This window comes from Micromonospora sp. NPDC005686, from assembly GCF_042871665.1.
Taxonomy (GTDB): Bacteria; Actinomycetota; Actinomycetes; order Mycobacteriales; family Micromonosporaceae; genus Micromonospora.
This window is the reverse complement of the sequence record NZ_JBIAIY010000015.1, coordinates 49,480-72,096: the sequence shown is the minus strand read 5'-3', so window position 1 is coordinate 72,096 and position 22,617 is coordinate 49,480. Positions and strand designations below refer to the sequence as shown.

Annotated in this window: 23 protein-coding genes, 3 tRNA genes and 1 pseudogene; 23 read left to right on the top strand and 4 right to left on the bottom strand. The window is 73.8% G+C overall.

The window, feature by feature from the left end; all coding sequences use genetic code 11:
* Positions 1-371 precede the first annotated feature (371 nt).
* Genes ACFYON_RS27155 through ACFYON_RS27100 form a run of 12 tightly spaced genes read left to right on the top strand, consistent with a single transcriptional unit; the run spans position 372 to position 9,335 of the window.
* A complete protein-coding gene (locus ACFYON_RS27155) occupies positions 372-938 on the top strand; it encodes a hypothetical protein (protein WP_354866048.1) in 567 nt (188 codons plus the stop codon).
* Positions 932-1,885 carry a hypothetical protein gene (locus tag ACFYON_RS27150; protein ID WP_355093946.1) on the top strand — a complete coding sequence of 318 codons (954 nt, stop codon included), beginning with the start codon at positions 932-934 and terminating at the stop codon, positions 1,883-1,885. The genes ACFYON_RS27155 and ACFYON_RS27150 overlap by 7 nt, the downstream gene beginning before the upstream one ends.
* On the top strand, positions 1,882-2,547 hold the full coding sequence (locus ACFYON_RS27145; protein ID WP_354866052.1) for an SAF domain-containing protein: 666 nt from the start codon (positions 1,882-1,884) through the stop codon (positions 2,545-2,547). The genes ACFYON_RS27150 and ACFYON_RS27145 overlap by 4 nt, the downstream gene beginning before the upstream one ends.
* Complete coding sequence (locus ACFYON_RS27140; RefSeq protein WP_355014990.1) at positions 2,547-3,380, top strand: ParA family protein; 834 nt, start codon at positions 2,547-2,549, stop codon at positions 3,378-3,380. The genes ACFYON_RS27145 and ACFYON_RS27140 overlap by 1 nt, the downstream gene beginning before the upstream one ends.
* On the top strand, positions 3,370-4,911 hold the full coding sequence (locus ACFYON_RS27135) for a CpaF/VirB11 family protein (protein WP_354866056.1): 1,542 nt from the start codon (positions 3,370-3,372) through the stop codon (positions 4,909-4,911). Before ACFYON_RS27140 ends, ACFYON_RS27135 begins: the two co-directional genes overlap by 11 nt.
* Positions 4,854-5,807 (top strand): type II secretion system F family protein, encoded by a 954-nt coding sequence (locus ACFYON_RS27130; RefSeq protein WP_387188340.1) that lies wholly within the window; start codon positions 4,854-4,856, stop codon positions 5,805-5,807. The genes ACFYON_RS27135 and ACFYON_RS27130 overlap by 58 nt, the downstream gene beginning before the upstream one ends.
* A gap of 14 nt (positions 5,808-5,821) precedes the next feature.
* The gene (locus ACFYON_RS27125) at positions 5,822-6,667 is read left to right on the top strand and encodes a type II secretion system F family protein (protein ID WP_354866752.1); all 846 of its coding nucleotides are present in this window, start codon (positions 5,822-5,824) and stop codon (positions 6,665-6,667) included.
* A 26-nt stretch (positions 6,668-6,693) separates the two neighbouring features.
* The gene (locus tag ACFYON_RS27120; protein ID WP_354866060.1) at positions 6,694-6,903 is read left to right on the top strand and encodes a hypothetical protein; all 210 of its coding nucleotides are present in this window, start codon (positions 6,694-6,696) and stop codon (positions 6,901-6,903) included.
* Positions 6,903-7,385, top strand: a complete 483-nt coding sequence (locus tag ACFYON_RS27115; RefSeq protein WP_354866062.1) for a TadE/TadG family type IV pilus assembly protein — start codon at positions 6,903-6,905, stop codon at positions 7,383-7,385. Before ACFYON_RS27120 ends, ACFYON_RS27115 begins: the two co-directional genes overlap by 1 nt.
* Complete coding sequence (locus ACFYON_RS27110) at positions 7,382-7,855, top strand: TadE/TadG family type IV pilus assembly protein (RefSeq protein WP_354866064.1); 474 nt, start codon at positions 7,382-7,384, stop codon at positions 7,853-7,855. The genes ACFYON_RS27115 and ACFYON_RS27110 overlap by 4 nt, the downstream gene beginning before the upstream one ends.
* Positions 7,852-8,283, top strand: coding sequence for a hypothetical protein (locus ACFYON_RS27105; RefSeq protein WP_357708065.1), 432 nt, complete (start codon positions 7,852-7,854; stop codon positions 8,281-8,283). The genes ACFYON_RS27110 and ACFYON_RS27105 overlap by 4 nt, the downstream gene beginning before the upstream one ends.
* A 14-nt stretch (positions 8,284-8,297) precedes the next feature.
* The gene (locus ACFYON_RS27100) at positions 8,298-9,335 is read left to right on the top strand and encodes a LysM domain-containing protein (RefSeq protein ID WP_355014987.1); all 1,038 of its coding nucleotides are present in this window, start codon (positions 8,298-8,300) and stop codon (positions 9,333-9,335) included.
* A 1-nt stretch (position 9,336) separates the two neighbouring features.
* Here the strand turns inward: ACFYON_RS27100 and ACFYON_RS27095 are convergent, their stop codons facing one another.
* A complete protein-coding gene (locus ACFYON_RS27095; protein ID WP_354866069.1) occupies positions 9,337-10,188 on the bottom strand; it encodes a Rieske (2Fe-2S) protein in 852 nt (283 codons plus the stop codon).
* Positions 10,189-10,312: 124 nt separating this feature from the next.
* Here ACFYON_RS27095 and ACFYON_RS27090 point away from each other — a divergent pair.
* Positions 10,313-10,396: pseudogene (locus ACFYON_RS27090) on the top strand (enoyl-CoA hydratase); the annotation flags it as partial.
* A gap of 34 nt (positions 10,397-10,430) precedes the next feature.
* On the opposite strand, the gene ACFYON_RS27085 reads toward ACFYON_RS27090, so the two are convergent.
* Positions 10,431-11,915 carry an FAD-dependent oxidoreductase gene (locus ACFYON_RS27085; RefSeq protein ID WP_355014986.1) on the bottom strand — a complete coding sequence of 495 codons (1,485 nt, stop codon included), beginning with the start codon at positions 11,913-11,915 and terminating at the stop codon, positions 10,431-10,433.
* Positions 11,916-12,007: 92 nt separating this feature from the next.
* Between ACFYON_RS27085 and ACFYON_RS27080 the strand changes: the two genes are divergently transcribed.
* A complete protein-coding gene (locus ACFYON_RS27080; RefSeq protein ID WP_354866073.1) occupies positions 12,008-13,108 on the top strand; it encodes a serine hydrolase domain-containing protein in 1,101 nt (366 codons plus the stop codon).
* A gap of 336 nt (positions 13,109-13,444) precedes the next feature.
* On the opposite strand, the gene ACFYON_RS27075 is transcribed toward ACFYON_RS27080, so the two are convergent.
* Complete coding sequence (locus tag ACFYON_RS27075) at positions 13,445-14,983, bottom strand: cryptochrome/photolyase family protein (RefSeq protein ID WP_387321151.1); 1,539 nt, start codon at positions 14,981-14,983, stop codon at positions 13,445-13,447.
* A complete protein-coding gene (locus ACFYON_RS27070) occupies positions 14,980-15,906 on the bottom strand; it encodes a phytoene/squalene synthase family protein (RefSeq protein ID WP_354866077.1) in 927 nt (308 codons plus the stop codon). The genes ACFYON_RS27075 and ACFYON_RS27070 overlap by 4 nt, the downstream gene beginning before the upstream one ends.
* Before the next feature lie 65 nt (positions 15,907-15,971).
* Here ACFYON_RS27070 and ACFYON_RS27065 point away from each other — a divergent pair, with 65 nt between their 5' ends.
* From ACFYON_RS27065 to ACFYON_RS27025, 9 genes are all read left to right on the top strand, one after another.
* The gene (locus ACFYON_RS27065; protein ID WP_355014984.1) at positions 15,972-17,126 is read left to right on the top strand and encodes a polyprenyl synthetase family protein; all 1,155 of its coding nucleotides are present in this window, start codon (positions 15,972-15,974) and stop codon (positions 17,124-17,126) included.
* 29 nt (positions 17,127-17,155) lie between these two features.
* Positions 17,156-18,637, top strand: coding sequence for a phytoene desaturase family protein (crtI, locus tag ACFYON_RS27060; RefSeq protein ID WP_355014997.1), 1,482 nt, complete (start codon positions 17,156-17,158; stop codon positions 18,635-18,637).
* Complete coding sequence (idi, locus tag ACFYON_RS27055) at positions 18,634-19,227, top strand: isopentenyl-diphosphate Delta-isomerase (protein ID WP_354866081.1); 594 nt, start codon at positions 18,634-18,636, stop codon at positions 19,225-19,227. Before crtI ends, idi begins: the two co-directional genes overlap by 4 nt.
* On the top strand, positions 19,217-20,164 hold the full coding sequence (locus tag ACFYON_RS27050) for a MerR family transcriptional regulator (protein ID WP_355014983.1): 948 nt from the start codon (positions 19,217-19,219) through the stop codon (positions 20,162-20,164). Before idi ends, ACFYON_RS27050 begins: the two co-directional genes overlap by 11 nt.
* A 76-nt stretch (positions 20,165-20,240) precedes the next feature.
* A complete protein-coding gene (locus ACFYON_RS27045) occupies positions 20,241-21,026 on the top strand; it encodes a polysaccharide deacetylase family protein (RefSeq protein ID WP_354866085.1) in 786 nt (261 codons plus the stop codon).
* Between the two features lie 143 nt (positions 21,027-21,169).
* Positions 21,170-21,242, top strand: a tRNA-Glu gene (locus ACFYON_RS27040).
* Between the two features lie 33 nt (positions 21,243-21,275).
* Positions 21,276-21,349, top strand: a tRNA-Asp gene (locus tag ACFYON_RS27035).
* 76 nt (positions 21,350-21,425) lie between these two features.
* Positions 21,426-21,499, top strand: a tRNA-Phe gene (locus ACFYON_RS27030).
* A 267-nt stretch (positions 21,500-21,766) separates the two neighbouring features.
* Positions 21,767-22,606, top strand: coding sequence for an NAD(P)H-binding protein (locus ACFYON_RS27025; RefSeq protein WP_387188345.1), 840 nt, complete (start codon positions 21,767-21,769; stop codon positions 22,604-22,606).
* The last annotated feature ends 11 nt before the right edge of the window (positions 22,607-22,617 follow it).

The window sequence follows — 22,617 nt, the reverse complement described above, 5'->3', positions numbered from 1 at the left end:
GTACGGCGGCGGCTCGTCGCCGCCGCCGGGGCGTGTACGGGTGAGCACACGCCCGCGGGCTCGGAGCCTCGCGGAAGCCTGCTCGTCACCGCGGCGAGACACACCGGCCACCACCTCCCGTCTTCACTCACCGTGTTCACGTGAATTGCCTCTGTTGCATCGGCGGACGTGAGCCTATGCTCGCCCCTTGGGTACGACGCAACCCCCGATCAATTGGCGTCGGAGGCACCAGGCACGAATCCGCAGTGATCAGTACAGGTAAATACCAGTGGTGGCGACGGGGGCCCGGAGTGACAGTTCCGGGCGCGCTTCCGCATGCCCGGAGCAGGTCGGCGTGATCGCCCCGGGCCAGCACCGAGGAGGGATCGGCGTTGCGCACACGGCAATCCCGCCGATGGAGAATCTTCCTGCTCAGCCTCGCGCTGGCGGTCGGCTCGGCCGGCTGCGGCACCGAGCCGGAGGCGGCCACCGGGCCCCTCGCCGGCCGCGCCGCCGCCCCCGCCACCCATTCCGGCGCGGAGGAGAACGCGGCCGGAAAAGCCGCTCTGGCCGCATATTCCGGCTATCTCGACGCGTCCCGGGCAGCCAGTGCGCGCAGTGATCCGTCCCATCCCGCTCTGACCCGATTTCTGGCTGATCCGTTGCTGACCCGGGTGCGAATGTCGATTCTCGACGCGAAGGAGCACGGCGCGATGCGTACCGGGAAACTGCACTCCGACCCCGAGGTGGTCTCGGTCGACCTGGCCGCACGCCCGCCCACCGTCGAGATCCAGGACTGCCTGGACGCGAGCGGCTACCGGCTCGTCTACGCCAAGGACCGCAAGGCCGTACCGGGCGCCCGCGGCGGGCGCTACCTGGCCACCGCCACGGCGGTCCGCTTCCCGGACGGCCGGTGGCTGGTAAACGGCGGCGCCGCACACCAGGACCAGCCGTGTTGACCTGGGGAGGAAGGGGTGTCCCGGCCCGGCCGACCCGGGCCGGGACGTCCCGCCGGCTGCTGCTCGCCGCCGGCCTGGCCGCGCTGCTGACGCTCACCGGCGCACCCGCGCGCGCCGCCGACCCCGGCGGTTCGTGCCCGCCCGAGCAGACCGACTGCGACGTCTGGGACGACGACTCCGGCACCCCGGGCGGGCCGGGTGGCCCCGGTGGCGGCGGGGACAACGGCGGCGGGGGCGGCAACGGCGGCGGCACCGCGAAGTGCCAGTGGAACGGCCGCGCCATCCCCTGCTACAACGAGGCGCTCGGCTGGTTCAACAACGCCGACGGCTGCTACTACAAGCTCGCCGAGCCGCAGGACGAGGCACCCCCCGGCAAGCAGTGGTACCAGCTCACCTGCAACGGCGGCGACACGGGCAGCATGCGCCAGGAACTCCTCGACGCCCCGCCGCCCGGCTACGGCACACCGCCGGACCCGGAGGAACTGGCCCGCCGCGCGCTGGCCTCGATCTCGCTGCTCCCGCCGCGCGCCTCGGTCGCGCCCCGGCGCAGCCAGGGACCGGGCCTGGTCGGGCTGCCGGTCTGGATGTGGGCCAGCCCGGGTCCCGCGTACTTCGGGCCGCTGACCGCCTCCGCCTCCGACCGGGGGCTGACCGTGGAGATCACCGCCAAGGTGGACCGGATCGTCTGGCACATGTCCGACGACATCGACGTCACCTGCCACGGACCGGGCACGCCGTACCGGGCCGACGGGCCGAACGCCGGCTCCGCCTCGCCCGACTGCGGCCTCGACCAGGGCTATCCGAACGCGGACACCTACCGGGTCAGCGCCACCACGTTCTGGACCGTCGAGTGGTCCGGCGGCGGGGAGAGCGGCGTGATCGCCCAGAGCCGGTCCAGCGGCGTCATCCCGGTACAGATCAACGAGCTTCAGGTGGTGACCCGATGAGTGTGGTGGCAGCCCGCAACGGATCCCCGGTGGAGGCGCCGGTCGCGCCGCCGAAGGTGGTCCGGCAACGACGCGTCCGGCCCGGCCTGCTCGGCCTGGCAATCCTGCTGATCGCCCTCGGCGGGCTGGGCGCGGCGTTCGCCGTCACGTCGGTCCGCTCCACCGGCACGTACCTGGCCGTGGCCCGGCCGGTCGACGTCGGACGGCAACTGACCGCCGACGACCTGGTGCCGGTACGCGTCTCCGGCGGACGGGAACTCCGGCCCGTATCCGCCGACCGGATGGACGAGGTGCTGGGGTTGCGGGCGGCCGTCCGGCTCACCCCGGGCACGCTGCTCACGGCGGCGCAGCTCACCGAGGCCCCGCTGCTCGGCCCCGGTCAGCAGCAGATCGCGCTGGGGCTCAAACCCGAGCAGGTGCCGGCCCGCAAGCTGCACCCCGGCGACAAGGTCCTGCTGGTCAGCACGCCGAGCAGAAGCACGAACAGCACCGACGCCGCTCGCGGCGGCGGGACCCGGTTCGAGGGCACGGTGATCGACAGCGTCACGCCGCAGAGCGGCGACGTGGTGGTCTACCTGGCGCTGGCCGTACGAGACGTGCCGGCGGTCGTGGCGCTCGCCGCCGACGACCGGATCGCGCTCGTCCTCACCGAGGCGGCCTGATGGCGATCATCGCCCTGGTCTCGGCGAAGGGCTCGCCGGGCGTCACCACGGCGGCGCTCGCCGCCGCGCTGAGCTGGCACCGGCGGCTCGTGCTGGCCGAGTGCGACCCGGCGGGCGGCTCGATCCTCGCCGGTTACCTCGGCGGGGCGCTGGACGGCCCGCGCGGCATCGGTGAACTCGCCGTGGGCGAGCTGCGCGACGGCAGCCTGGAGCACGCGTTCTGGTCCCAGCTGGTCGATCTGGACGCGCCCCGCCGCGAGCGGCTGCTGCTACCGGGCGTGGTGGACCCGGCCCAGGCCGGCAGCGTCATTCCGCTCTGGCAGCGCTTCGCCGACTACTTCGTCGGGCTGGAACGGGGCGAACCGCCGTACGACGTGCTCGTCGACTGCGGCCGGCTGGCGGTCGGCGGTCCACCGTGGCCGCTGCTGCGGGCCGCCGCGGTGGTGCTGCTGGTCACCCGCGCGCACCTGCCCGACCTCTCCGCCACCCAGGCCACCGCACGCGCGATCGAGCGGGATCTCACCGAGCACCGCGTACCGCCCGGCACGCTGCGGCTGCTGGTGGTCGGCGACGGACACGGCACCAGCGAGATCAGCAAGGTGCTGCGGCTGCCGGTGATCGCCCGCCTGCCGGACGACCCGCGTACCGCCGAGGTGCTCGGCCACGGCGGCACCGTACGGGCGAATCGGCCGCTGATGCGCGCGGCCGGCGCCCTTGAGGTGCCGGTCCGGGCGCTGCTGGACCGGCGGCGGGCCCGGCTCGCCTGGCCCGGGGCGACCACGCCGCGCGCGGTGACCGCGTCGAGCATGCCGGGGGTGCCCGGTGCGGTTTGAGCCGGTCTCCCACGACCCACGCGGGCAGCAGCCGGGCGTCGTCTCCACGGTCCCGCCGCTCGCCCCGCCGAACGGGCGGCACCACGTCCCCGGCCCGACGCCGGCCGCGGCGCCGGCGCCACCGCCGCGCCCCCGTGTCGACTTCGCGGTGGTCCGCGAACTGCGCCGGGAGCTGAGCGAACGGCTCACCCACTGGCAGCGCGGACGCGAGTTCGACGCCGACGCCGAGGAGGTCGAGCGCGCCCGGCTGGCGGTCGCCGTGGTCTCCGCGTACGCCGACTCGGTACGCCGGGCCGGCACGCCGATGGCGGCGGACGAGGAGCGGCTGCTGCTCGACCAGGTCACAGCCGAACTCGTCGGGCTGGGACGGCTCCAGACACTGCTCGTCGACGACAGCATCGAGGAGGTGCACATCCTCGGCTGCGACCAGGTACGCATCACCCGGCACGGCGGCGGCGTCGACTGGGCCGAGCCGATCGCCGAGAGCGACGACGAGCTGGTGGAGATCCTTCAGGCGGCGGCCCGCCGGGCGGGTGCCACCGAGCGGTCGCTGTCCACCTCGAAGCCCACGCTCGACCTGCAACTACCGGACGGCAGCCGGCTCGCCGCCGTGTTCCTGGTCAGCCACCGCCCGTACGCGGTGATCCGCAAGCACAACACGCTCGCGGTGAGCCTGGAGGACATCACGGGCGGCCGGCCCGACCTGGACGAGATGATCGACCCACTGCTGCGCGACTTCCTCCGCGCGTCCATGCGGGCCGGGTTGAACATCATGGTCGCCGGGCTCGCCGGGGCCGGCAAGACCACGATCATCCGCGCGCTGATGGACGAGATCCCGGCCGACGAGCCGTACGTGCTGCTGGAGGAGAGCCGGGAACTGCTGCCGGCCCGGCGCGGGCACAAGCACCGGGCGGTGATGAGCTTCGAGTCCCGGGAGGGGCACGGCGAGCGCGGCGCGGACGGGCGGCCGGCGGGTGAGGTGAGCATCGCCGACCTGATCCCGGTGTCGCTGCGCATGGGCGTGCTGCGGATCATCGTCGGCGAGGTGCGGTCCCGGGAGATCGTGCCGATGCTCCAGGCGATGACCACCAGCCGCGGGTCGATGTGCACCATCCACGCGCGTACCCCCTCGGGGGTGGGCGAACGCATCATCGAGCTGGCGCTGTCGCACGGCCGGGAGATGACGGTCGACCAGGCCCGGCGGATGGCTGGTAACGCGCTCGACCTGATCGTCTACGTCACGGTCGAGGACGAGACCGCCATCGGCGGGCGCAAGTACCGGTTCGTCTCACACGTCGAGGAGGTCATCGGCGTCGGCGAGGGCAACCGGATCACCACGACGACCGTCTTCGGTCCCGGGCCGGACGGCCGCGCGGTCCCCCGCCACCTGCCCGAACGCATCCGCGACCAGTTGCTGCGCGTGGGCTACGACGCCCGCCTGCTCACCCGGTTCGTCGAGGCCGGCGTGGGCGCGTGGCGTCGGCCCCGGCACACCCGCCTCGGCGCGCGGCCGAGCGGAGGTGCGGCGTGACGCAGATCGAACTGATCGCCCTCGTCTCCGGCGCCGCGTGCGTGGCCGGGCTGGTGCTGACCGTGGTGGCGCTCGTCGGCACCCGCCGTCCACCGGGCCCGGCACCGGGCGCCGGGCCGAGCCTGAGCCGGCTCTGGACCGGTTCCGGCGCGAGCCGCGCCGACCAGCGCCGCTACCAGTTCCTGCTCGGCGCCGCCGTGGTGGCCGGGGCGCTGGCGTTCCTGCTCACCGGGCTGCCGGTGGTCGGCCTGCTGGTGGCGCTCGCGGTACCGGGCGTGCCGTGGCTGTTCGCCGTCGGCCGGGCCGAGCAGCGGGCCATCGCGCGGATCGAGGCAGTGGGCGAGTGGACCCGGCGCCTCAAGGACATCTCCGCCACCGGCCAGGGCCTGCAGCAGGCGATCATCGGCACCATCGCCGCCGCGCCGGAGGAGATCCAGGAGGAGGTACGCACGCTCGCCGCCCGCCTCCAGGCCGGCTGGCTGGCCCGCTCCGCGCTGCTCGCCTTCGCCGACGAGATCGCCGACCCGGTCGCCGACCAGGTGGTGGCCGCGCTGATCCTGCATCTCACCGACCGGGGGGAGCGCCTCGGCGACGTGCTCGGGTCGATCGCCACCGCCGCCTCGGCCGAGGTGGCGACCCGGCGCGAGATCGAGGCGAAGCGCACCCAGCCCCGGTTCGCGGTCCGCTTCCTCACCGGCATGACGCTGGCGACGCTCGCGTACGGGCTGGTGAACAGCGACTACATCCGTCCCTACGGAACGGTGACCGGCCAGCTCGTGATGGCGGTGCTCGGCGCCGCGTTCGTCGGCCTGCTGGTCTGGGTGCGCTCGATGAGCCAGCCGCCCCGGCCGGCACGTTTCCTGCCGGCGCCCGACCCGGAGCAGGCGATCGCGTGATCCTCAACTGGCAGATGGCGATCGGGGTGCTCGGCGGGTGCGCGATCGGGCTCGGACTGTTCCTGGTGGTACGCGAGGCGCTGCCCGCCACCCCGGCGCTCGGCCCGGCGCTGCGCCGGCTGCACCAGCCGCCCGGCCGGGCCCCGGCCGCCGGCGCCGGGCCGGACTGGCTCGGCGGGTTCGCCCGCTGGCTGCGCCCGCCGCACCGGCAACTGGCCCTGCTCGACCGCACCCCCGAGCAGTACGCGCTGTCCGTCCTGATCTCCGCGCTCGTCGGGTTCGCCACCCCGGCGGTCGCCTCGGCAGTGCTCTTCGTCGGCGGGGTGGCGCTGCCGGTGGCCGTACCGGTGCTGGCCAGCCTGGGCCTGGCACTCGTGGCCGCCCTGCTCGCGCACCGCTCCGTGCTGGTCAAGGCGGACGCCGCCCGGGACGAGTTCCGGCAGGCGGTCTGCACCTACCTCGACCTGGTGGCGTTGCAGCTCTCCGCCGCGCACGGCCCGGTGCAGTCGCTGGAGCGCGCGGCGGCGGTCTGCGACGGCTGGGTCTTCGACCGGATCCGGGAGGCGCTGCGGCTCGCCCAGCTCCAGATGCACTCGCCGTGGGACGAGTTGCAGGAGCTGGCCGAGCGGATCGGCATCCCGGAGCTGGGCGACGTGGGCGCCATCATGCGCTCCTCCGGCAGCGAGGGCGCCCAGGTGCACGAGACGTTGCGGTCCCGCGCCGACTCGCTGCGCGACCAGATCCGCACCGACAACCTGGCCCGGGCCGAGGGGGTGACCAGCAAGTTGGACATCCCCGGCTCGCTGCTGGTGTTCGTCCTGCTCGGCTTCGCCATCTATCCGTTCCTCGCCCGTCTGTGAACCCCCATCCCGCGAAGGAGACGACCATGCACCTCTTCACCTATCTGTATGTGGCAGTTCGAAGCCGTTTCACCGAGCTGCGACGGGACGGCGAGCGGGGCGACAGCCCGGTGCCGACCGCCGTCATCATCTTCGGCCTGGTCGCGGTCGCCATGGCGGTCACCGCTGTCGCCCTGGCCAAGGCCAACGACTGGATGGACGCCATCCCGGACCACGTCGAGCCGGGCGCGGAGTGATGCCCCGCCCCGCCCGTACGGTCCGGAGCCGGCCGGCGCCCGCCGGCCGGCCCGCCGGTCCGCCCGGTCCGGGGCGGATCGCCGCTGCCCTGCGCGCCCGTCTGGCCGAGGGCGAGCGGGGCGCGAACCCGGTCGAACTGGCAGTGGTGATGCCGGTGATCCTGGTGCTGCTGTTCGGCTCGATCCAGGTCGCGGTCTGGTTCGTCGCCCGGTCCACAGCGCTGAACGCCGCGCAGACCGGGGTGAACGCCCAGCGCACCATCGACGCCGGGCCGGACGCCGGCCGGGAGCGGGCGACCAGCTTCCTGAAACGCTCCGGGGACTGGCTGGTCGGCTGGGAGAAGGCCGGGCCGACCTGCGAGGAGACCGAGACCGCTGTCACCTGCACGGTGCGGGGGCGGTCCCTGTCCGTCATCCCGGGCGTCTCGTTCGAGGTCACGCAGACCGCGCACGGGCCGGCCGAACGCTGGACCACCGGATGAGCGCCGGGCGGCGACGGGAGCGCGGTTCCGTCTCGATCGAGGTGGCGGTGCTCGCCCCCGCCTTCATCGGGCTGATGGTGCTGGCCGGCGTGGCCGGGCGGACCGCCGTCGCGGACGAGGCTGTCGAGTCGGCCGCCCACGACGCCGCCCGGGCCGCCTCGCTCGCCCGCAACGCCGACGACGGCGAGGAGGCGGCCGAGGTGGCGGCCCGGAACCAACTCGGCTGGGCGGCGCTCAACTGCGCCGGACCGCCGCAACTGGAGCTGGCCGGGTCGGTGGCCGGCAAGACGGCGAGCTTCGCCGCCGCGTACGAGAGCGCCGCCGGCGTGCCGGCGACAGTGACGGTCACCGTGACCTGCACCGTCTCCTTCGACGACCTGAGCGCCCCCGGCCTGCCCGGCGTGCCCGGCGGCAAGACCGTCTCGGCGAGCTTCACCTCGCCGCTGGACACGTACCGGAGCCGCGGATGACGGGGCGGCGCGGCGCGGAGAGTGGCCGGGTGAGTTTGTTCCTGGCCGTGGCGATGGCGGGTGTGCTCGCCGTCATCAGCCTCGCCTACGACGGCGCCGGGCAGCTACGCGCCCTGCAACGCGCGGACAACCTGGCCGCCGAGGCGGCGCGCAGCGGCGGCCAGATGATCGACCGGGCTCGCGCCATCGAGGGCGGCCCGAAACGGATCGACCAGGTGGCCGCCCGCGCGGCCGTGGCCGACTACCTCGACGCCGCGGGCGGCGTCCAGGACCACGAGGTCGACTTCCCCGTGGTCGGCGCCGAGACCCAGATCCGGGTCCACGTCCAGATCGTCTACCGCCGGGATCTGCTCGGCCTGTTCGGCGCGTCGAAGACCGCCACCGTCACCGGTGAGGCCACCGCTCGGGCGCTCACCGGACCACCGTAGGAAGGAAGGCCGCCATGGGTGCACTCCGACGCTCCCCCGTCCGCCGCGCCGGCCAGGTCCTCACCGGGCTCGGCGCCCTCGTCGTGCTCGTCGGTGTGCTGGCCGGGGGCCCGATCGCGTTGCTGGCGTTCGCCGGCAACCCGCTGCCCGACCATCTGCCCACGCTGACCGAGATCGGTACGGCGTTGACCAGCCGCGACGATGGTCAGCTGTTCCTGCGGACGCTTGCGGTGGTGGGCTGGTTCGGCTGGGCGACGTTCGCGTTCTCCGTGCTGGTGGAACTGTTGGCGGCGGTGGTACGCCGGCCGGCGCCGAAGCTCCCGGGCATGGGTCGCCAGCAGAAGGCGGCGGCCGCGCTCGTGGGTTCGGTCGCGTTGATCCTGGCCGCGAGCCCGGCCGCGGCGAGTGCCGCCGCGCTCACCGCCCCGCACCCGGCGGTCGCCACCCAAGCCGTCTCCGCTTCCGCCGTCACCCTTCCGGCCGCCCCGGCGGCAGGCGTCGCAGGGCCGGCCCCGGCCGCGTCGAAGGCCGGGGATCCGGCCGTGTACCGGGTGGCGAAGGGCGACTACCTGGGCGAGGTGGCCGATCGGTACCTGGACGACTTCGACCGCTACCGGGAACTGGCCCGGCTGAACCGGCTCGCCGACCCGGACCGGATCCGCCCGGGTCAGCTCATCACGTTGCCGGAGGACGCGACGGACTCGGGTGCCCGCCGGCACGCCGCCGGGCGGCTCGTGGTCACCAAGCCGGCCGAGTCGGCGCCGGCGAAGCCGGGTGGGGGCGGCGCCTCGTCGACCGCGCCGAAGGCGAAGCCCAAGCCCACGCCGCGGGAGGCGACGCCCACGGTGGAGGCTCCTGTCGGTCAGCCGCCGGCCATGTCGGCGGGAGCGTCCCGGGCCACGGCCGAGGAGGGCATCAACCGCCCGCTCGCCATCTCGGCGGTGCTGGCCGTGGCGAGCATCGTGGGCGCGCAGATCGGGGCGCTGCTCGGGCTGCGCAAGCGACCGGTGCCCGCCCGCGCGCTGTCCAACGGGCGGCACCGGCGGGACTGACTCAGGGCAGCCGGGCCTCGACCTGGCCGGACACCACGCGGGTGGGCAGCACGACCTGGTCGTTGGCGGCCGGGCCGTGCACCACCTCGCCACCGTCGAGGCGGAACGCGCTGCCGTGCCAGGGGCAGACCACGCAGGGGTGGCCGTCGATCTGCTCCACCTTGCCCTCGCCGAGCGGGCCGCTCTGGTGCGGGCAGCGCTCCAGCATCACGGTGACGTCGTCGCCGTCCCGGTAGAGGAGCACCGAGACGTCGTCGATCTTCTTGGTCACCAGCTCGTGCCGGGGCAGGCTGGCCAGGTCGCCGACCGGGTGCCAGCCGTCGCTGATCAGGTGCAGCTCGGAGACGCTCTGGCTGGCCTGGGCGCCCTGCTTGTACGCGAGATGCCCGCCCAGGTACGCCCCGCCGCCCGCGGCGGACAGCCCCAGGTAGGACAGCGCCCGGCCGAGGCCGTGCCGCCCGTTGAGCCGGGCAGCCAGCGAGCCGGCGAACAGTGCCAGGCCGACCGTGTTGGCGGCGGCGTGCACCAGCCCGACCCGACGCTGGTCGCGGGAGAGCGTGGCCCAGTCGTTGAGCCCGGCGAGCGCGGCGGGCACCGCGCTGACCGTACCGAGGCCCACCAGCGCGGTGGCGGCCCGGCGCTGGCCGGGCAGCAGGTCCACCACGGCGGCGGAGATCCAGGCGCCGACCGGCACCTGCACCATCGCGGGGTGCAGCGGATGGCCGAGCCACACGCCGTGCAGCGCGTCGCGTACCCGCTGGGAACGCAGTGTGCCCTGGACGGCGCGCTGCAACCGGTCGCCCACCCGGTCGAGACCGGAGGCCTGTTCGATTTTCGTCAGTAGTTCGCGCACCCGTTCCGACTTCCCGGCAGGAGAGGCCCCAAACCGGACGCGCCGGAATTCCCTCGCAGGTGCGTCGCGGGCATGCTGAGGCCATGGGGGTACGCGTCGAGCACGCCGGTGCCGTGACCACTGTGATCCTGGACCGGTCCGGCTGCCCCGGCTGATCGGCGAGAGCCGGGCGATGGACCTGATCCTCACCGGCCGCTCGGTGCGCGCCGACGGACGGCACGGTGCGCCGGCCGGCTGAGGCGTCACTTCAGCGCGCGCAACGCGTCCTCGATGGCGCGGTGGAACGTCGGGTACGCGTAGATCATGTGCCGGAGCTGGCTGATCGGCACCGCCGCGTGCACCGCCACCACGAGCGCGGAGAGCACCTCGCCGCCGGCCGGTCCGGCCGAGGTGGCGCCGACGAGGACGCCCTGGTCGGCGTCGGCGATCAGCTTGATGAACCCGGCGTTGCCGGTCTTGTGGATCCAGCCGCGGGCCGACGAGGTGAGGTCGGCGTACCCGACCTGGACGTTGACGCCGCGCTCACGGGCCTGCTGCTCGGTGAGGCCGACGGCGCCGACCTCGGGGTCGGTGAACGTGACCCGGGGCAGCGCCCGGTAGTCGGCGACCGGGACGCTGCCGGGCGCGGCGGTCGAGCCGCCCGCGCTCATCGCGCCGCCGACCGCGCTGACCACCCCGGCCGCGCCGCCGACGACACTCGCGGTGCCGCTGCCGTCCGGGCCGCCCCTGGTACGCCGCATGTGGTCGAGCACGTCCGCCACCACGATGCCGGCCTGGTACATGGCGATGTGGGTGAACGCGCCCTCGCCGGTGAGGTCGCCGAGCGCCCAGATCCCGTCGGTGACGTGCATCCGGTCGTTCACCGGCAGGTAGCGCTGCCCGGCGTCCACACCGATCGTGTCCAGGCCCAGCTCCTCCAGGTGTGCCTTGCGGCCGGTCACCACGAGCAGCTTCTCGCCGGTGAACTCGGCGCCGTCGGCGTACACGGTGAAGGCGCCGCCGTCGTGGCCGACCCGGCCGGCCTTGACGCCGGTGTGGATCTGCACCCCGTCGGCGCGCAGCGCGTCGGCGGCCAGCGCTGACGCCTCCGGCTCCTCGACGGCGAGCACCCGGTCGGCCGCCTCGATCACCGTCACCCGGACCCCGAACCGGGCGAAGACCTGCGCGAGTTCCAGCCCGATCGCGCCGCCGCCGAGCACCAGCAGCGACGCGGGCAGCTCCTCGACCTCGATGGCCTGGTGGTTCGTCCAGTACGGCGTGTCGGCCAGCCCGTCGATCGGCGGGACCGAGGGCCGGGTGCCGGTGCCGAGGACCACCCCGTAGCGCGCCTGGAAGACCTGGTCGCCGACGCGTACCCGGTTCGGGCCGTCGAGCCGGCCGCTGCCCCGGACGAACCGGCCGCCCTTGCCGGTGAACCGCTCCACCGCCACCTTGTCGTCCCAGGTGTCGGTGGCCTCGGCCCGGATCCGCTTCGCCACCGGCGCCCAGTCGGGCCGCACCTCGACCGACCCGGCCAGCTCGTTCACCCGGCGCGCCTCAGCCAGCGCGTTCGCCGCCCGGATCATCATCTTGCTCGGCACGCAACCCCAGTAGGGGCACTCGCCGCCGACCAGGTCCCGTTCGATGCCGACCACTGTGAGGCCGGCCTCGGCGAGCTTCCCGGCCACCTCCTCGCCGCCGACGCCGAGCCCGACAACGACCACGTCCACCAGCTCCGGCTCCGCCATTCCGCAAGCATTCCGTACGTTCGGGACACCGGCCACCACACGGGGCCCGAATTCCCGCGCCGGTAACGAGTTCCACCCCCTACCGTGGCCGCATGCACGCACGCTTCGCCCCGGTCCGGGACTGCTTCCACGACCTGTTCGCCACCGGCCGGGAGACCGGTGCGTCGCTGGCGGTGTGGCACGACGGCGTACCGGTGATCGATCTGGTGGGCGGCACGTCGGCGGCGGTCCCGCCCGGCGCGGTCGTCCCGGTGGCGGGGGCGGACCGCGCGTGGCGGCCGGACACGCTCGTGGACGTCTACTCGACCGGCAAACCGGTGGTGGCGCTCTGCCTGCTGCTGCTCGTCGACCGGGGCCGGGTCGACCTGGACGCGCCGGTGTCCGCGTACTGGCCGGGGTTCCGCGCCCCGGCCACGGTGCGGCAGGTGCTCGCCCACACCGCCGGGCTGCCCGCCTTCCCGGTGCCCCGGCCCGCCGCCGCGATCGCCGACTGGGACCTGCTCTGCGCCGACCTGGCGGCGGCCGAGCCCGAGTGGACGCCGGGCACCGTCGCGGGCGAGCACGCCTGGACGTACGGGCATCTGGTGGGTGAGCTGGTCCGCCGGGTGGACGGGCGACGGGTGGGCCGGTTCCTGGCCGAGGAGATCGCCGGTCCGTGGCGCCTGGACCTGGCCTTCGGACTGGGTGAGGCGGACCGGCGGCGGTGCGCCGACCTGTCGTACGGCGATCCGGCCTGGCCGGACCGGGCGGGTGGCGAGCCGGGCTCGCTGTGGGCGCGGGCGCTGAAGAACCCACCGGGCGGGCGCGACCTGGCGATGGTGAACAGCGACCTGTGGCGGGCCGCCGAGATCCCGGCGGTGAACCTGCACGCCACCGCCGCCGGGCTCGCCCGGCTGTACGCGGGCCTGCTCGCCGGCGGCACCCTGGACGGGGTACGCCTGTTCAGCCCGGAGCTGGTCGCGGAGGCGACGCGGGTGCAGTATTCCGGCCCGGACCTGCTGCTGGACCGGCCGGTGGACTGGACGCTCGGCATGCAGTGGGAGCCGGACGGCAGCTGGGGCATGGGCGGGATCGGCGGCAGCAGCGCCTGGGCCGACCCGGAGCGCGGCTACGCCTTCGCGTATGCGACTGCCCGGCTGGCCGACCACGACCGGGTGGAGGAGCTGGCCGAGGCGCTGCACTCCTGCCTCTGACCACCCGTCACGTTCCGTGATTCCGGATGTCATCACGCAGCGCATTCGGGCGGCTGAGCGGCCCGTCCTCCCCTCTTCCGACTTTGCTCTGCAGCCAATGAGGCAGCACCGCTTCGAACAGGGCTTTCCTCGAAGGTCCGAAAACCGCCGACGACGCGGACGGTCACTTTCCGCAATCGATGCGGATGTGGCTGCAGAGCAAAGGCGACCGAGGGATGGAAGGGCCGGACGGGCATGCGTTAACTGAAAGTCACCGCAGCAACGGCACGCGCGACGCGTGTGGACCGTGTGCCGGCGACGCGTGCGCCGCTCCGTCCGGGCCCGCGCAGTCCCGCGTCAGCGCAACCAGACCGGGTCGGTGCCGGGCACCTCGAGCGGCGGCGGGTAGTCGAGCGTGCGGCGTACCTCGTCGGGCAGCCGCCACGGCTGGTGCACCGCCTTACCCGCCACCGACTCCAGCTCCGGCACCCAGCGCCGCACGTACACGCCGTCGGGGTCGTAGCGCTCGGCCTGCCGTACCGGATTGAAGCCCCGGTACGGCCGGGTGTCGTTGCCGGTGCCGGCCACCCACTGCCAGTTGCCCGAGTTGTTCACCCGGTCGCCGTCGAGCAGCCCGCGGAAGAAGACCTCCAGGCCGGGCCGCCAGTCCAGCCCGAGGTGCTTGGTCAGGTAGCCGGCGGTGATCAGCCGGGCCCGGTTGTGCATCCAGCCCTCGGCGCGCAACTGACGCATACCGGCGTCCACGATCGGCATGCCGGTCCGCCCCTCGGCCCAGGCGTCGAACGCGTGCGCGTCGTCGCGCCAGTCCTCCCGCGCGCCCCGCCGGTAGGCGACGGTGGACAGGTCGGGGAAACCGGCGACCACCTGGTGGTAGAAGTCGCGCCAGCAGAGCTGCCTGACGAACGGCCCGTCCCGGTCACCGGCCCGGTTCGCCACCGCCAGCGGCGACACGCACCCGAAGCGCAGGTAGGGGCTGAGCCGCGAGGTCTCGTCGCCGGCCACGTCGTCGTGGATGTCGCCGTACCGGTCGAGGGTGGGCAGCCAGGCGGTGAGCCGGCGCCGGGCGACGGTCTCGCCGCCGACGGCGGCATCCGGGCTGTCGCCCTTCGGCGGGTCCGGCAGGCGGCCCGGGTCGACGCCGTCGGGCAGCCGGACCCGCTTCGGCGCGGCCAGTTCGTCCCGCCACCGGGCGCCCTGCCAGGCCCGGAAGTAGGGGCTGAACACCCGGTAGTGGTCGCCGCCGCCGGGGCGCAACGCACCCGGTTCGACGATCGTCAGGCCGGGGAACAGGCGCAGGAACATCCGGTGCCGGCCGCACTCGGCGCGCAGCCGGCGTTCCCGGCGGCGGGCGTAGCGGCTGACGTCGGCGGAGAGCCCGACGCCCTCGGCACCCACCTTCCGGGCCAGCTCGACCGTCTCGGCCACCGGGTCTCCGCGCCGGATCACCAGGTCGCCGCCGCCGGGGCGCAACGCACCCGGTTCGACGATCGTCAGGCCGGGGAACAGGCGCAGGAACATCCGGTGCCGGCCGCACTCGGCGCGCAGCCGGCGTTCCCGGCGGCGGGCGTAGCGGCTGACGTCGGCGGAGAGCCCGACGCCCTCGGCACCCACCTTCCGGGCCAGCTCGACCGTCTCGGCCACCGGGTCTCCGCGCCGGATCACCAGGTCGCCGCCGAGGGCGCGCAGCGCCTCGCGCAGGTCGGCCAGGCTCTGGTGCAGGAACCGGGTGCGGTTCGCCGAGAGCTTCTGCAGCGCCGGGTCGAGCACGTAGAGCGGGACCACCCGGTCGAACGCGGAGCAGGCGGCGGCCAGCGCCGGGTGATCGTGCACCCGCAGGTCCCGGGTGAACAGGACGACGGCCGTGCGGCCGGTCATCCGGCCAGGGCCGGTTCCAGTGCCGGGCCGGGCACCCGCACCGGCGTGCCGGACGGGGTGAGCAGCGACCGAGCGGCCACCGCCATCCGGCGTCGCTGCGGCACCAGGGCCCGGCGGACGAAGACATCGTAGTCCTGCGCGGCGACCTCGTCGAGGATGCCGCCGTAGAGCGCGTACGCGGTGCGCATGCACGCCTGCGAGGCGGGGTCGAGCAGCGGGATGCCCGGCGCGGCGGCGACGTAGTGGGCCTGGGCGCGGGTCACCTCGTACTCGATCAGCTCGCGGATGCGCGGCGTGGTGCGGCCGGCGGCCTTGGCGGCGAGCAGGTCTTCGCGGGTGACGTCGAACTTGGCCAGGTCCTCGTCGGGCAGGTAGGTGCGGCCCCGGTCGAGGTCCTCGGCGACGTCCCGGATGAAGTTGGTGAGCTGGAACGCGAAGCCGAGTTGACGGGCGGGCTCACGGGCGGCGGCCGGGTCGGAGCTGCCCAGGATCGGCAGCATCATGGTGCCGATGACGGCGGCCGAGCCCTCCATGTAGTCGAGCAGGTCGTCGTAGGCCGGGTACGACATGACCGTCAGGTCCATCGCCATGCTGCGCAGGAACGACGCGAAGTCGTCGCGGTCGAGGTCGAACACGGCGATGGTGTGCAGCACGGCGGGGAGCAGCGGGTCGTCGACCGACGCACCGTGCAGCCCGGCGACGAATCGATCCGACCACTCGCGCAGCCGGGCGGCGCGCTCGGCCGGCGGCAGGTCCTCGGTGCGGTCGACGATCTCGTCCGCGTAGCGGGTGAACCCGTACAAGGCGTGCACATGCCGCCGTTTCCAGGCGGGAAGCAGCCGGGTGGCGAGATAGTAGGTACGGCCGTGACGGCGGTGCAGCTCACGGCAACGGTCATAGGCGGCGGTCAGATCCGTGTCCATTCGGCCCTCCTCAGTTTCGACGCAGCAATCGACGCAACTCGTAACCCTAGGGTACGCTCGCCCACATGGCCAACGACGCAGTTGCGGGTAATGCGCTCCGCGTCGCGCCGGCTCAGCCCGGGGCGACGGACGATCCGGTCCGCGGCGTACTGGCCGCGTTCACGAAAGACCTGATCAAAGGGGTCGACGAGACGCTCACGGCGTTCCTCGCCGCGGAGGTCGACTCGCTCACCGAGATCGACGCAGCGATGGGTGGTTTCGCCGCGACGGCACGTGACTGCGTGCTGGCCGGTGGCAAGCGGGTCCGCCCCACGTTCGCGTACTGGGGATGGCGGGGTGCGGTCGGCGGGGAGGAGTCGCTGTGCTCGGTGCTCCCGGCCCTGTCCGCGCTCGAACTGCTGCACACGTTCGCGCTTGTGCACGACGACGTGATGGACGCCTCCGACACCAGGCGAGGGCTGCCCACCGCGCACCGGGCCGCCGCCGCCCGGCACCGGGCCGCCGGACACACCGGTGACCCCGACCGGTACGGGGAAGCCGTCGCCGTCCTCATCGGCGACCTCTGCATGGTGTGGGCCGACCGGCTGATGGCACACGCGGCGGTTCCGGCGGACCGGCTGCTCGACGTACGCCGCTGCTACGACCAGATGCGGGTGGAGACGGTCGCCGGGCAGTTCCTGGACGTGCTCGGCGAGAACGACCCGGCGAGCTGGACCGTCGACCGGGCGCTGCGGGTGGCCCGGTACAAGACCGCCAGCTACACCGTCCAGCGTCCGCTGCTGTTCGGTGCCTGCCTGGCCGGCGCCGATGCGGACGACCCGCTCATCACCGCGTACACCAGGTACGGCCTGGCCGTCGGTGAGGCGTTCCAGCTCCGCGACGACCTGCTGGGCGTCTACGGCGACCCGGAGACCACCGGCAAGCCGGCCGGGGACGACCTGCGTACCGGCAAGCCGACCGCCCTGCTGATGCTGGCCCGGCAGCTCGCCGACCCGACGCAGCGCCGGGCCCTGGGCCGGGCCGGCTCGGTCACCGAGGACCACGAGGTGGACCGGCTCGCCGACGTCGTCCGGGACACCGGTGCCGCGGCCCGGGTGGAGCGGATGATCTCCGACCGGGTCACCGAGGCGCTCGCCGCGCTCGACACCGCACCGATCGATGAGACCGCGCGCACGGCGCTGACCGGTCTCGCCACCGCCGCCACGGCGCGGCGGGCATGATGAGCAACTTCGTGAGCAAGGGGGCCGGAATGCGTACCGTCAAGGGACGGACCGACCGGGTGGTAGTGGTCGGCGCCGGGCTGGGTGGGCTGGCCTGCGCGCTGCACCTGGCCGGCAGCGGCCGGCAGGTCACAGTGCTGGAACGCGAGCCGGTGCCGGGCGGGCGCGCGGGACGGCTGAGCGTCGACGGGTACGAGTTCGACACCGGCCCGACGGTCCTCACCATGCCCGACCTGATCGCCGAGGCGCTCGGCGCGGTGGGCGAGGAGCTGACCGACTGGCTGGACCTGACGCCGCTCGACCCGGCCTACCGCGCGTACTACCCGGACGGGTCGACGCTCGACGTCATCACCGACACCACCCGGATGGCCGCCGAGATCGCCCGCGTCTGCGGCCCCCGGGAGGCGGACGGCTACCTGCGTTTCGTCGACTACGCCCGCAAGCTGTGGCAGTGGGAGCGGACCGACTTCATCGAGCGCAACCTCGACGCGCCGACCGACCTGCTCACCGGCAACCTGCTGAAGCTGTTCGCCAACGGGGCCTTCCGGCGGCTCCAGACGAAGATCAACCAGTTCTTCCGCGACCCGCGTACCCAGCGGATCTTCTCCTTCCAGGCCATGTACGCCGGCCTGTCGCCGCACGACGCGCTGGCGATCTACGCGGTCATCGCGTACCTCGACTCGGTGGCCGGCGTGTGCTTCCCGCGGGGCGGCATCCACGCGGTCTCGCGCGGCATGGCCGGCGCGGCCGAGAAGCACGGCGTGCAGATCCGGTACGGCACCACCGTGACCCGGGTGGAGACCGCCAACGGCCGCGCCACCGGCGTGGTCACCGCGGACGGCGACTTCATCCCCGCCGACACGGTGGTGCTCAACCCGGACCTGCCGGTCGCCTACCAGGACCTGCTGCCGCCCAGCCGCCAGCGCAAGCTCACCTACTCGCCGTCCTGCGTGGTGCTGCACATCGGCTCGACGCAGGGCTATGACAAGATCGCGCACCACAACATCCACTTCGGGCGCTCCTGGAAGGGCACGTTCGACGAGGTGATCCGGCGAGGCGAGCTGATGACCGACCCGTCGCTACTGGTGACGAATCCGAGCCGCACCGACCCGTCGGTGGCGCCGGCCGGAAAGCACACCTACTACGTGCTGGCCCCGGTGCCGAACCTGGAACGGGCGCCGTTCGACTGGCCGGGCGACCTCACCGACCGGTACGCCGAGCAACTCGTCGGCACGCTGGAGGAGCGCGGCTACATCGGCTTCGGCGACGGCATCGAGGTGATGCGAGCCGTCACTCCGGCCGACTGGGAGGCGCAGGGCATGGCCGCCGGCACACCGTTCGCGGCCTCGCACAGCCTCTTCCAGACCGGCCCGTTCCGCCCCGCCAACCTGCACCGGACGCTGGAGAACGTGGTCTTCGTCGGCTCCGGCACCCAGCCGGGCGTCGGCGTGCCGATGGTGCTGATCAGCGGCAAGCTCGCCGCCGCCCGGGTCACCGGGGCGATGTCGTGAGCGAGCGGGAGACCCACCTGGTCGAACTGGTCGACGACGACGGGCGGGTGCTCGGCGAGACCACGGTCGCCGCCGCGCACCAGCCACCCGGGCGGCTGCACCGCGCCTTCTCGGTGCTCCTCGTCGACCCCGAGGGACGCGTGCTGTTGCAGCAGCGGGCCGCGGTCAAGACGCGGTTCCCGCTGCGCTGGGCGAACTCCTGCTGCGGGCACCCGCTGCCCGGCCAGTCGCCGGCCGAGGCCGCCAACCGGCGGCTCGCCGAGGAACTCGGCGTCGACCCGGTCGACCTCACCGAGGTCGGCGTCTACCTCTACTACGCCGAGGACCCGGCGACCGGCCGGGTCGAGTTCGAGTACGACCACGTGTTGCGCGCCGACGTACCCGCCGACCTGGCCACGCGGCCCGACCCGGACGAGGTGGCCGACCTGCGCTGGGTCGACCCCGGCGCGGCGGTGGCCGACCTGGACGCCCACCCCCGCGAGTACGCCCCGTGGCTGGGCGGTGTGGTCAACCGGCTGCTGCACCCGACCGACGCGTCCCGGCCGGGTGTACCGGCCACCGAGGCACCGGAGCGGTCGGGTGGCCGATGAGGCGCTGAGCGCGGGGGCCGTCGCACGCCGTCTGGGCGTGGCGGTCACCACGCTGCGTACCTGGCACCAGCGCTACGGTCTCGGCCCCAGCGAGCACGTACCGGGCCACCACCGCCGTTACACGCCGGCCGACCTGGCCCGGCTGGAGATCATGCGTCGGCTGACCACCGAGGGGGTCGCGCCCGCCGAGGCCGCCCGCTGGGCCCGGCAGGCGCCGGCCGTGCTGCCGCCGGAGCGGCTCGGCCCCAAGGCACGAGCCTCGACCGTGCGCGACGGCGGCGGCACCACCATCCCGGTCGGCCGGGCCGGACCGGCCGCGCGCGGACTGGCCCGTGCCGCGATGCGACTGGACTCGGTGACCATCGCCCGGACCCTCGCCGACGCGCTGGCTGCCGACGGGGTGGTGGCCACCTGGGAAGGGCTGCTGCGGCCGGTGCTCGCCGGCATCGGGGAGCGGCACGCCGCCACCTCCGCGCTGATCGAGGTGGAACACCTCATGTCCCGGTGCGTCTCGGTGGCGCTCGCCACGGTCGCCCGGGCCCATCCGACCACCGGCCCGCCCCGGATTCTGCTCTCCTGCGCCGACGAGGAGCAGCATTCGCTGCCACTGGAGGCGCTTGCCGCCGCGCTGGCCGAGGTCGGTGTGAGTTGCCGCATGCTCGGCGCCCGGGTGCCGGTGCCCGCCCTGGTCGAGGCGGTCAACCGGACCGGGCCGGCGGCCGTGGTGCTCTGGTCGCACGCCCGCGCCACGGCCGACCCGTGCCAGCTCACCGCGCTGCTGGCGGTGCCGCGCCGGCCGCTGCTGGTGCTCGCCGCCGGGCCCGGCTGGCGGGCCGACTCGCTGCCGGCCGGGGTGGTCCGGCCGGTCGACCTGGCCGAGGCGCTGTCGCTGGCCGTGGCGGTACGGGACTCGCTGGACCAGTCGACGACGAGCTGAACCCCTCTCCCGTTCCGGGGCGGCGTCCACTACGGTCGGAAAGTCCGTCTGACCCCGACCCCTCCGGGAGTGACGAATGCGTCCACGCGCCCTGTCGGCGCTCGCCCTGGGCCTGGCACTCCTCGTCACCGGCTGCGGCGACGCCGGAAAATCGCCCGAAAAGGTCGCCGCGCCTCCGTCGGCCTCGGCGTCACCCTCACCGACGCCGGTGACGAAGCCCTCACCGGCCCACACCCCCGCGAAGCCGAAGCTGCGCCCGCTGCCGAAGAAGCTGCCCACGGGCCTGCACCGGGCCAGCGGGAGCAAGGGCGTGGCGCTCACCTTCGACGACGGGCCGGATCCGCGCTACACCCCGCAGATCCTGGCCCAGCTCCGGTCGGCCGGCGTGAAGGCCACCTTCTGCGTCGTCGGCAAGCAGGCCAAGCGCTACCCGGAGCTGGTGGCCCGGATCGCCCGGGAGGGCCACCAGCTCTGCAACCACAGCTGGCACCACGACGTGAACCTGGGCCGGCGCTCCCCCGCCGAGATCCGATCCGACCTGGAGCGGACCAACCAGGCCATCCACGCCGCCGCGCCCAAGGCACCGATCACCTGGTTCCGCCAGCCCGGCGGCCGCTGGACGGCCGAGGAGGTCACGATCGCCAAGCAGATGGGCCTGCGCCCACTGCACTGGAGCGTCGACCCGCAGGACTGGGACCACCCTCCGGCGAAGGCGATCATCAAGCGGGTGACGGGTGCCACCCGGCACGGCTCGGTCGTGCTGATGCACGACGCGGGCGGCGACCGGGCTCAGACGATGGCCGCCTGCCGGCACCTGATTCCGGACATCAAGCGGCGGTACGGCGTCGTCCTACCGCGCTGAGCTGCGGTTTCGCCCGGCACCGCGGTCACGCCCATACCGGTTTTGTCGTCCGTGCAGGCATGGCATATGCTTCTCCTGCCTCCGGCGGGGCCGGATGGGAGCAAGTCCGCTTGAAGTTGCGAGTGTGCAATGATGGCGGGGCCGCCCTCATCGTCTAGCGGCCCAGGACGCCGCCCTTTCAAGGCGGTAGCACGGGTTCGAATCCCGTTGGGGGCACGGTCCGGCTCGCGCCGGATGCAACACCAGCCAGGTCCTGTGGAGCAGTTGGAGTGCTCGCCGCCCTGTCAAGGCGGAGGTCGCGGGTTCAAGTCCCGTCAGGACCGCAAGCGCTGACGCCGCGCAGATCTATGCGCGGCGTTCTGCGTATCGGCCCGTGCGGTAGCATGTGCCGAGCACCACGGCCAGGTAGCTCAGTTGGTACGAGCGTCCGACTGAAAATCGGAAGGTCGGCGGTTCGACCCCGCCCCTGGCCACATAGCCTTTCGCCGGGCTACAGAGATCCCCACCAGCGGAAACGCGGGTGGGGATCTTGCTTTGTGCCCTCATCCCGCATCTGTCAGCGTTGCCCGTGAGGGCGACAGCTCTTGCAGTCCGCCGACTGTCCGTCCCGTCCGGCCGAACCTGGCACCTTCCGTCGCCAGCCCGCTACCGAGCCTCGACGGGCGACGATGGCGGCATGGCTCGGCGGATGAAAGTCTCCTCCAGCCGCGCGAACGACGCGGTCGAATGGAGACCCAGCCATGGTTGTCGTGACAGGCGCCACCGGGAACGTGGGCCGTACCCTCTTGTCGATCCTCGCGGCGTCGGACGCCGAGGTGACGGCGGTGTCCCGTGGGCGACGGCCGGTCGTCGCGCCGGACGGGGTTCGCCACCACCACGCGGACCTCGAACGGCCGGAGAGCCTGCGTCCGGCGCTCGACGGCGCCGAAGCGCTGTTCCTGCTCGTCGAGGGCGCCGGAGCGCACCTCGACGTGCCCGAGATCCTGCGGGCCGCCACGGCCGGTGGCGTGAAGCGCATCGTGCTGCAGTCCTCGCAGGCCGTCGGGACGCGGCCGGGGGCGCCGTCGCACGCGCCCCTGCACGCCATCGAGGACCTGGTGCGCCGGTCCGGCCTCGGTTGGACGATCCTGCGCCCCGGCGGCTTCGCCTCCAACGCCCTGGTGTGGGCCGAACCGGTCCGGGCCGGGCGGCGGGTGGCCGCGCCGTTCGGCGACGTCGGCCTGCCCGTGGTCGACCCGGACGACATCGCCGAGATGGCAGCCGTCGCGCTGCGCGACGACACGCACGACGGCCGCACGTACGAGCTGACCGGCCCGGCGCTGAGCACGCCGCGCCAACGGGTCGCCGATCTGTCCGCCGCGCTCGGGGAGCCGATCGACTTCGTCCAGCAGACGCCGGACGAGGCCCGCGAACAGATGCTGCGGTTCATGCCACCACCCGTGGTCGACGGCACGCTGGCCATCCTCGGCTCGCCGACCGAGCGGGAGCAGCGGATCAGCCCGGACGTGGCGGAGGTGCTGGGCCGATCGCCACGCCCCTTCGCGGCATGGGCCGCGCGGAACATCGACGCCTTCCGCTGACCTCCGACGTC

Coding starts and splice junctions, on each gene's coding strand:
- ACFYON_RS27085 (WP_355014986.1), bottom strand. CDS start 11,915: ATGGCGGAGCCGGAGCTGGTGGACGTGGTCGTTGTCGGGCTCGGCGTC.
- ACFYON_RS27140 (WP_355014990.1), top strand. CDS start 2,547: ATGGCGATCATCGCCCTGGTCTCGGCGAAGGGCTCGCCGGGCGTCACC.
- ACFYON_RS27075 (WP_387321151.1), bottom strand. CDS start 14,983: ATGACCGGCCGCACGGCCGTCGTCCTGTTCACCCGGGACCTGCGGGTG.
- crtI (WP_355014997.1), top strand. CDS start 17,156: ATGCGTACCGTCAAGGGACGGACCGACCGGGTGGTAGTGGTCGGCGCC.
- ACFYON_RS27120 (WP_354866060.1), top strand. CDS start 6,694: ATGCACCTCTTCACCTATCTGTATGTGGCAGTTCGAAGCCGTTTCACC.
- ACFYON_RS27110 (WP_354866064.1), top strand. CDS start 7,382: ATGAGCGCCGGGCGGCGACGGGAGCGCGGTTCCGTCTCGATCGAGGTG.
- ACFYON_RS27105 (WP_357708065.1), top strand. CDS start 7,852: ATGACGGGGCGGCGCGGCGCGGAGAGTGGCCGGGTGAGTTTGTTCCTG.
- ACFYON_RS27115 (WP_354866062.1), top strand. CDS start 6,903: ATGCCCCGCCCCGCCCGTACGGTCCGGAGCCGGCCGGCGCCCGCCGGC.
- ACFYON_RS27070 (WP_354866077.1), bottom strand. CDS start 15,906: ATGGACACGGATCTGACCGCCGCCTATGACCGTTGCCGTGAGCTGCAC.
- ACFYON_RS27025 (WP_387188345.1), top strand. CDS start 21,767: ATGGTTGTCGTGACAGGCGCCACCGGGAACGTGGGCCGTACCCTCTTG.
- ACFYON_RS27145 (WP_354866052.1), top strand. CDS start 1,882: ATGAGTGTGGTGGCAGCCCGCAACGGATCCCCGGTGGAGGCGCCGGTC.
- ACFYON_RS27065 (WP_355014984.1), top strand. CDS start 15,972: ATGGCCAACGACGCAGTTGCGGGTAATGCGCTCCGCGTCGCGCCGGCT.
- ACFYON_RS27080 (WP_354866073.1), top strand. CDS start 12,008: ATGCACGCACGCTTCGCCCCGGTCCGGGACTGCTTCCACGACCTGTTC.
- ACFYON_RS27045 (WP_354866085.1), top strand. CDS start 20,241: ATGCGTCCACGCGCCCTGTCGGCGCTCGCCCTGGGCCTGGCACTCCTC.
- ACFYON_RS27100 (WP_355014987.1), top strand. CDS start 8,298: ATGGGTGCACTCCGACGCTCCCCCGTCCGCCGCGCCGGCCAGGTCCTC.
- ACFYON_RS27125 (WP_354866752.1), top strand. CDS start 5,822: ATGGCGATCGGGGTGCTCGGCGGGTGCGCGATCGGGCTCGGACTGTTC.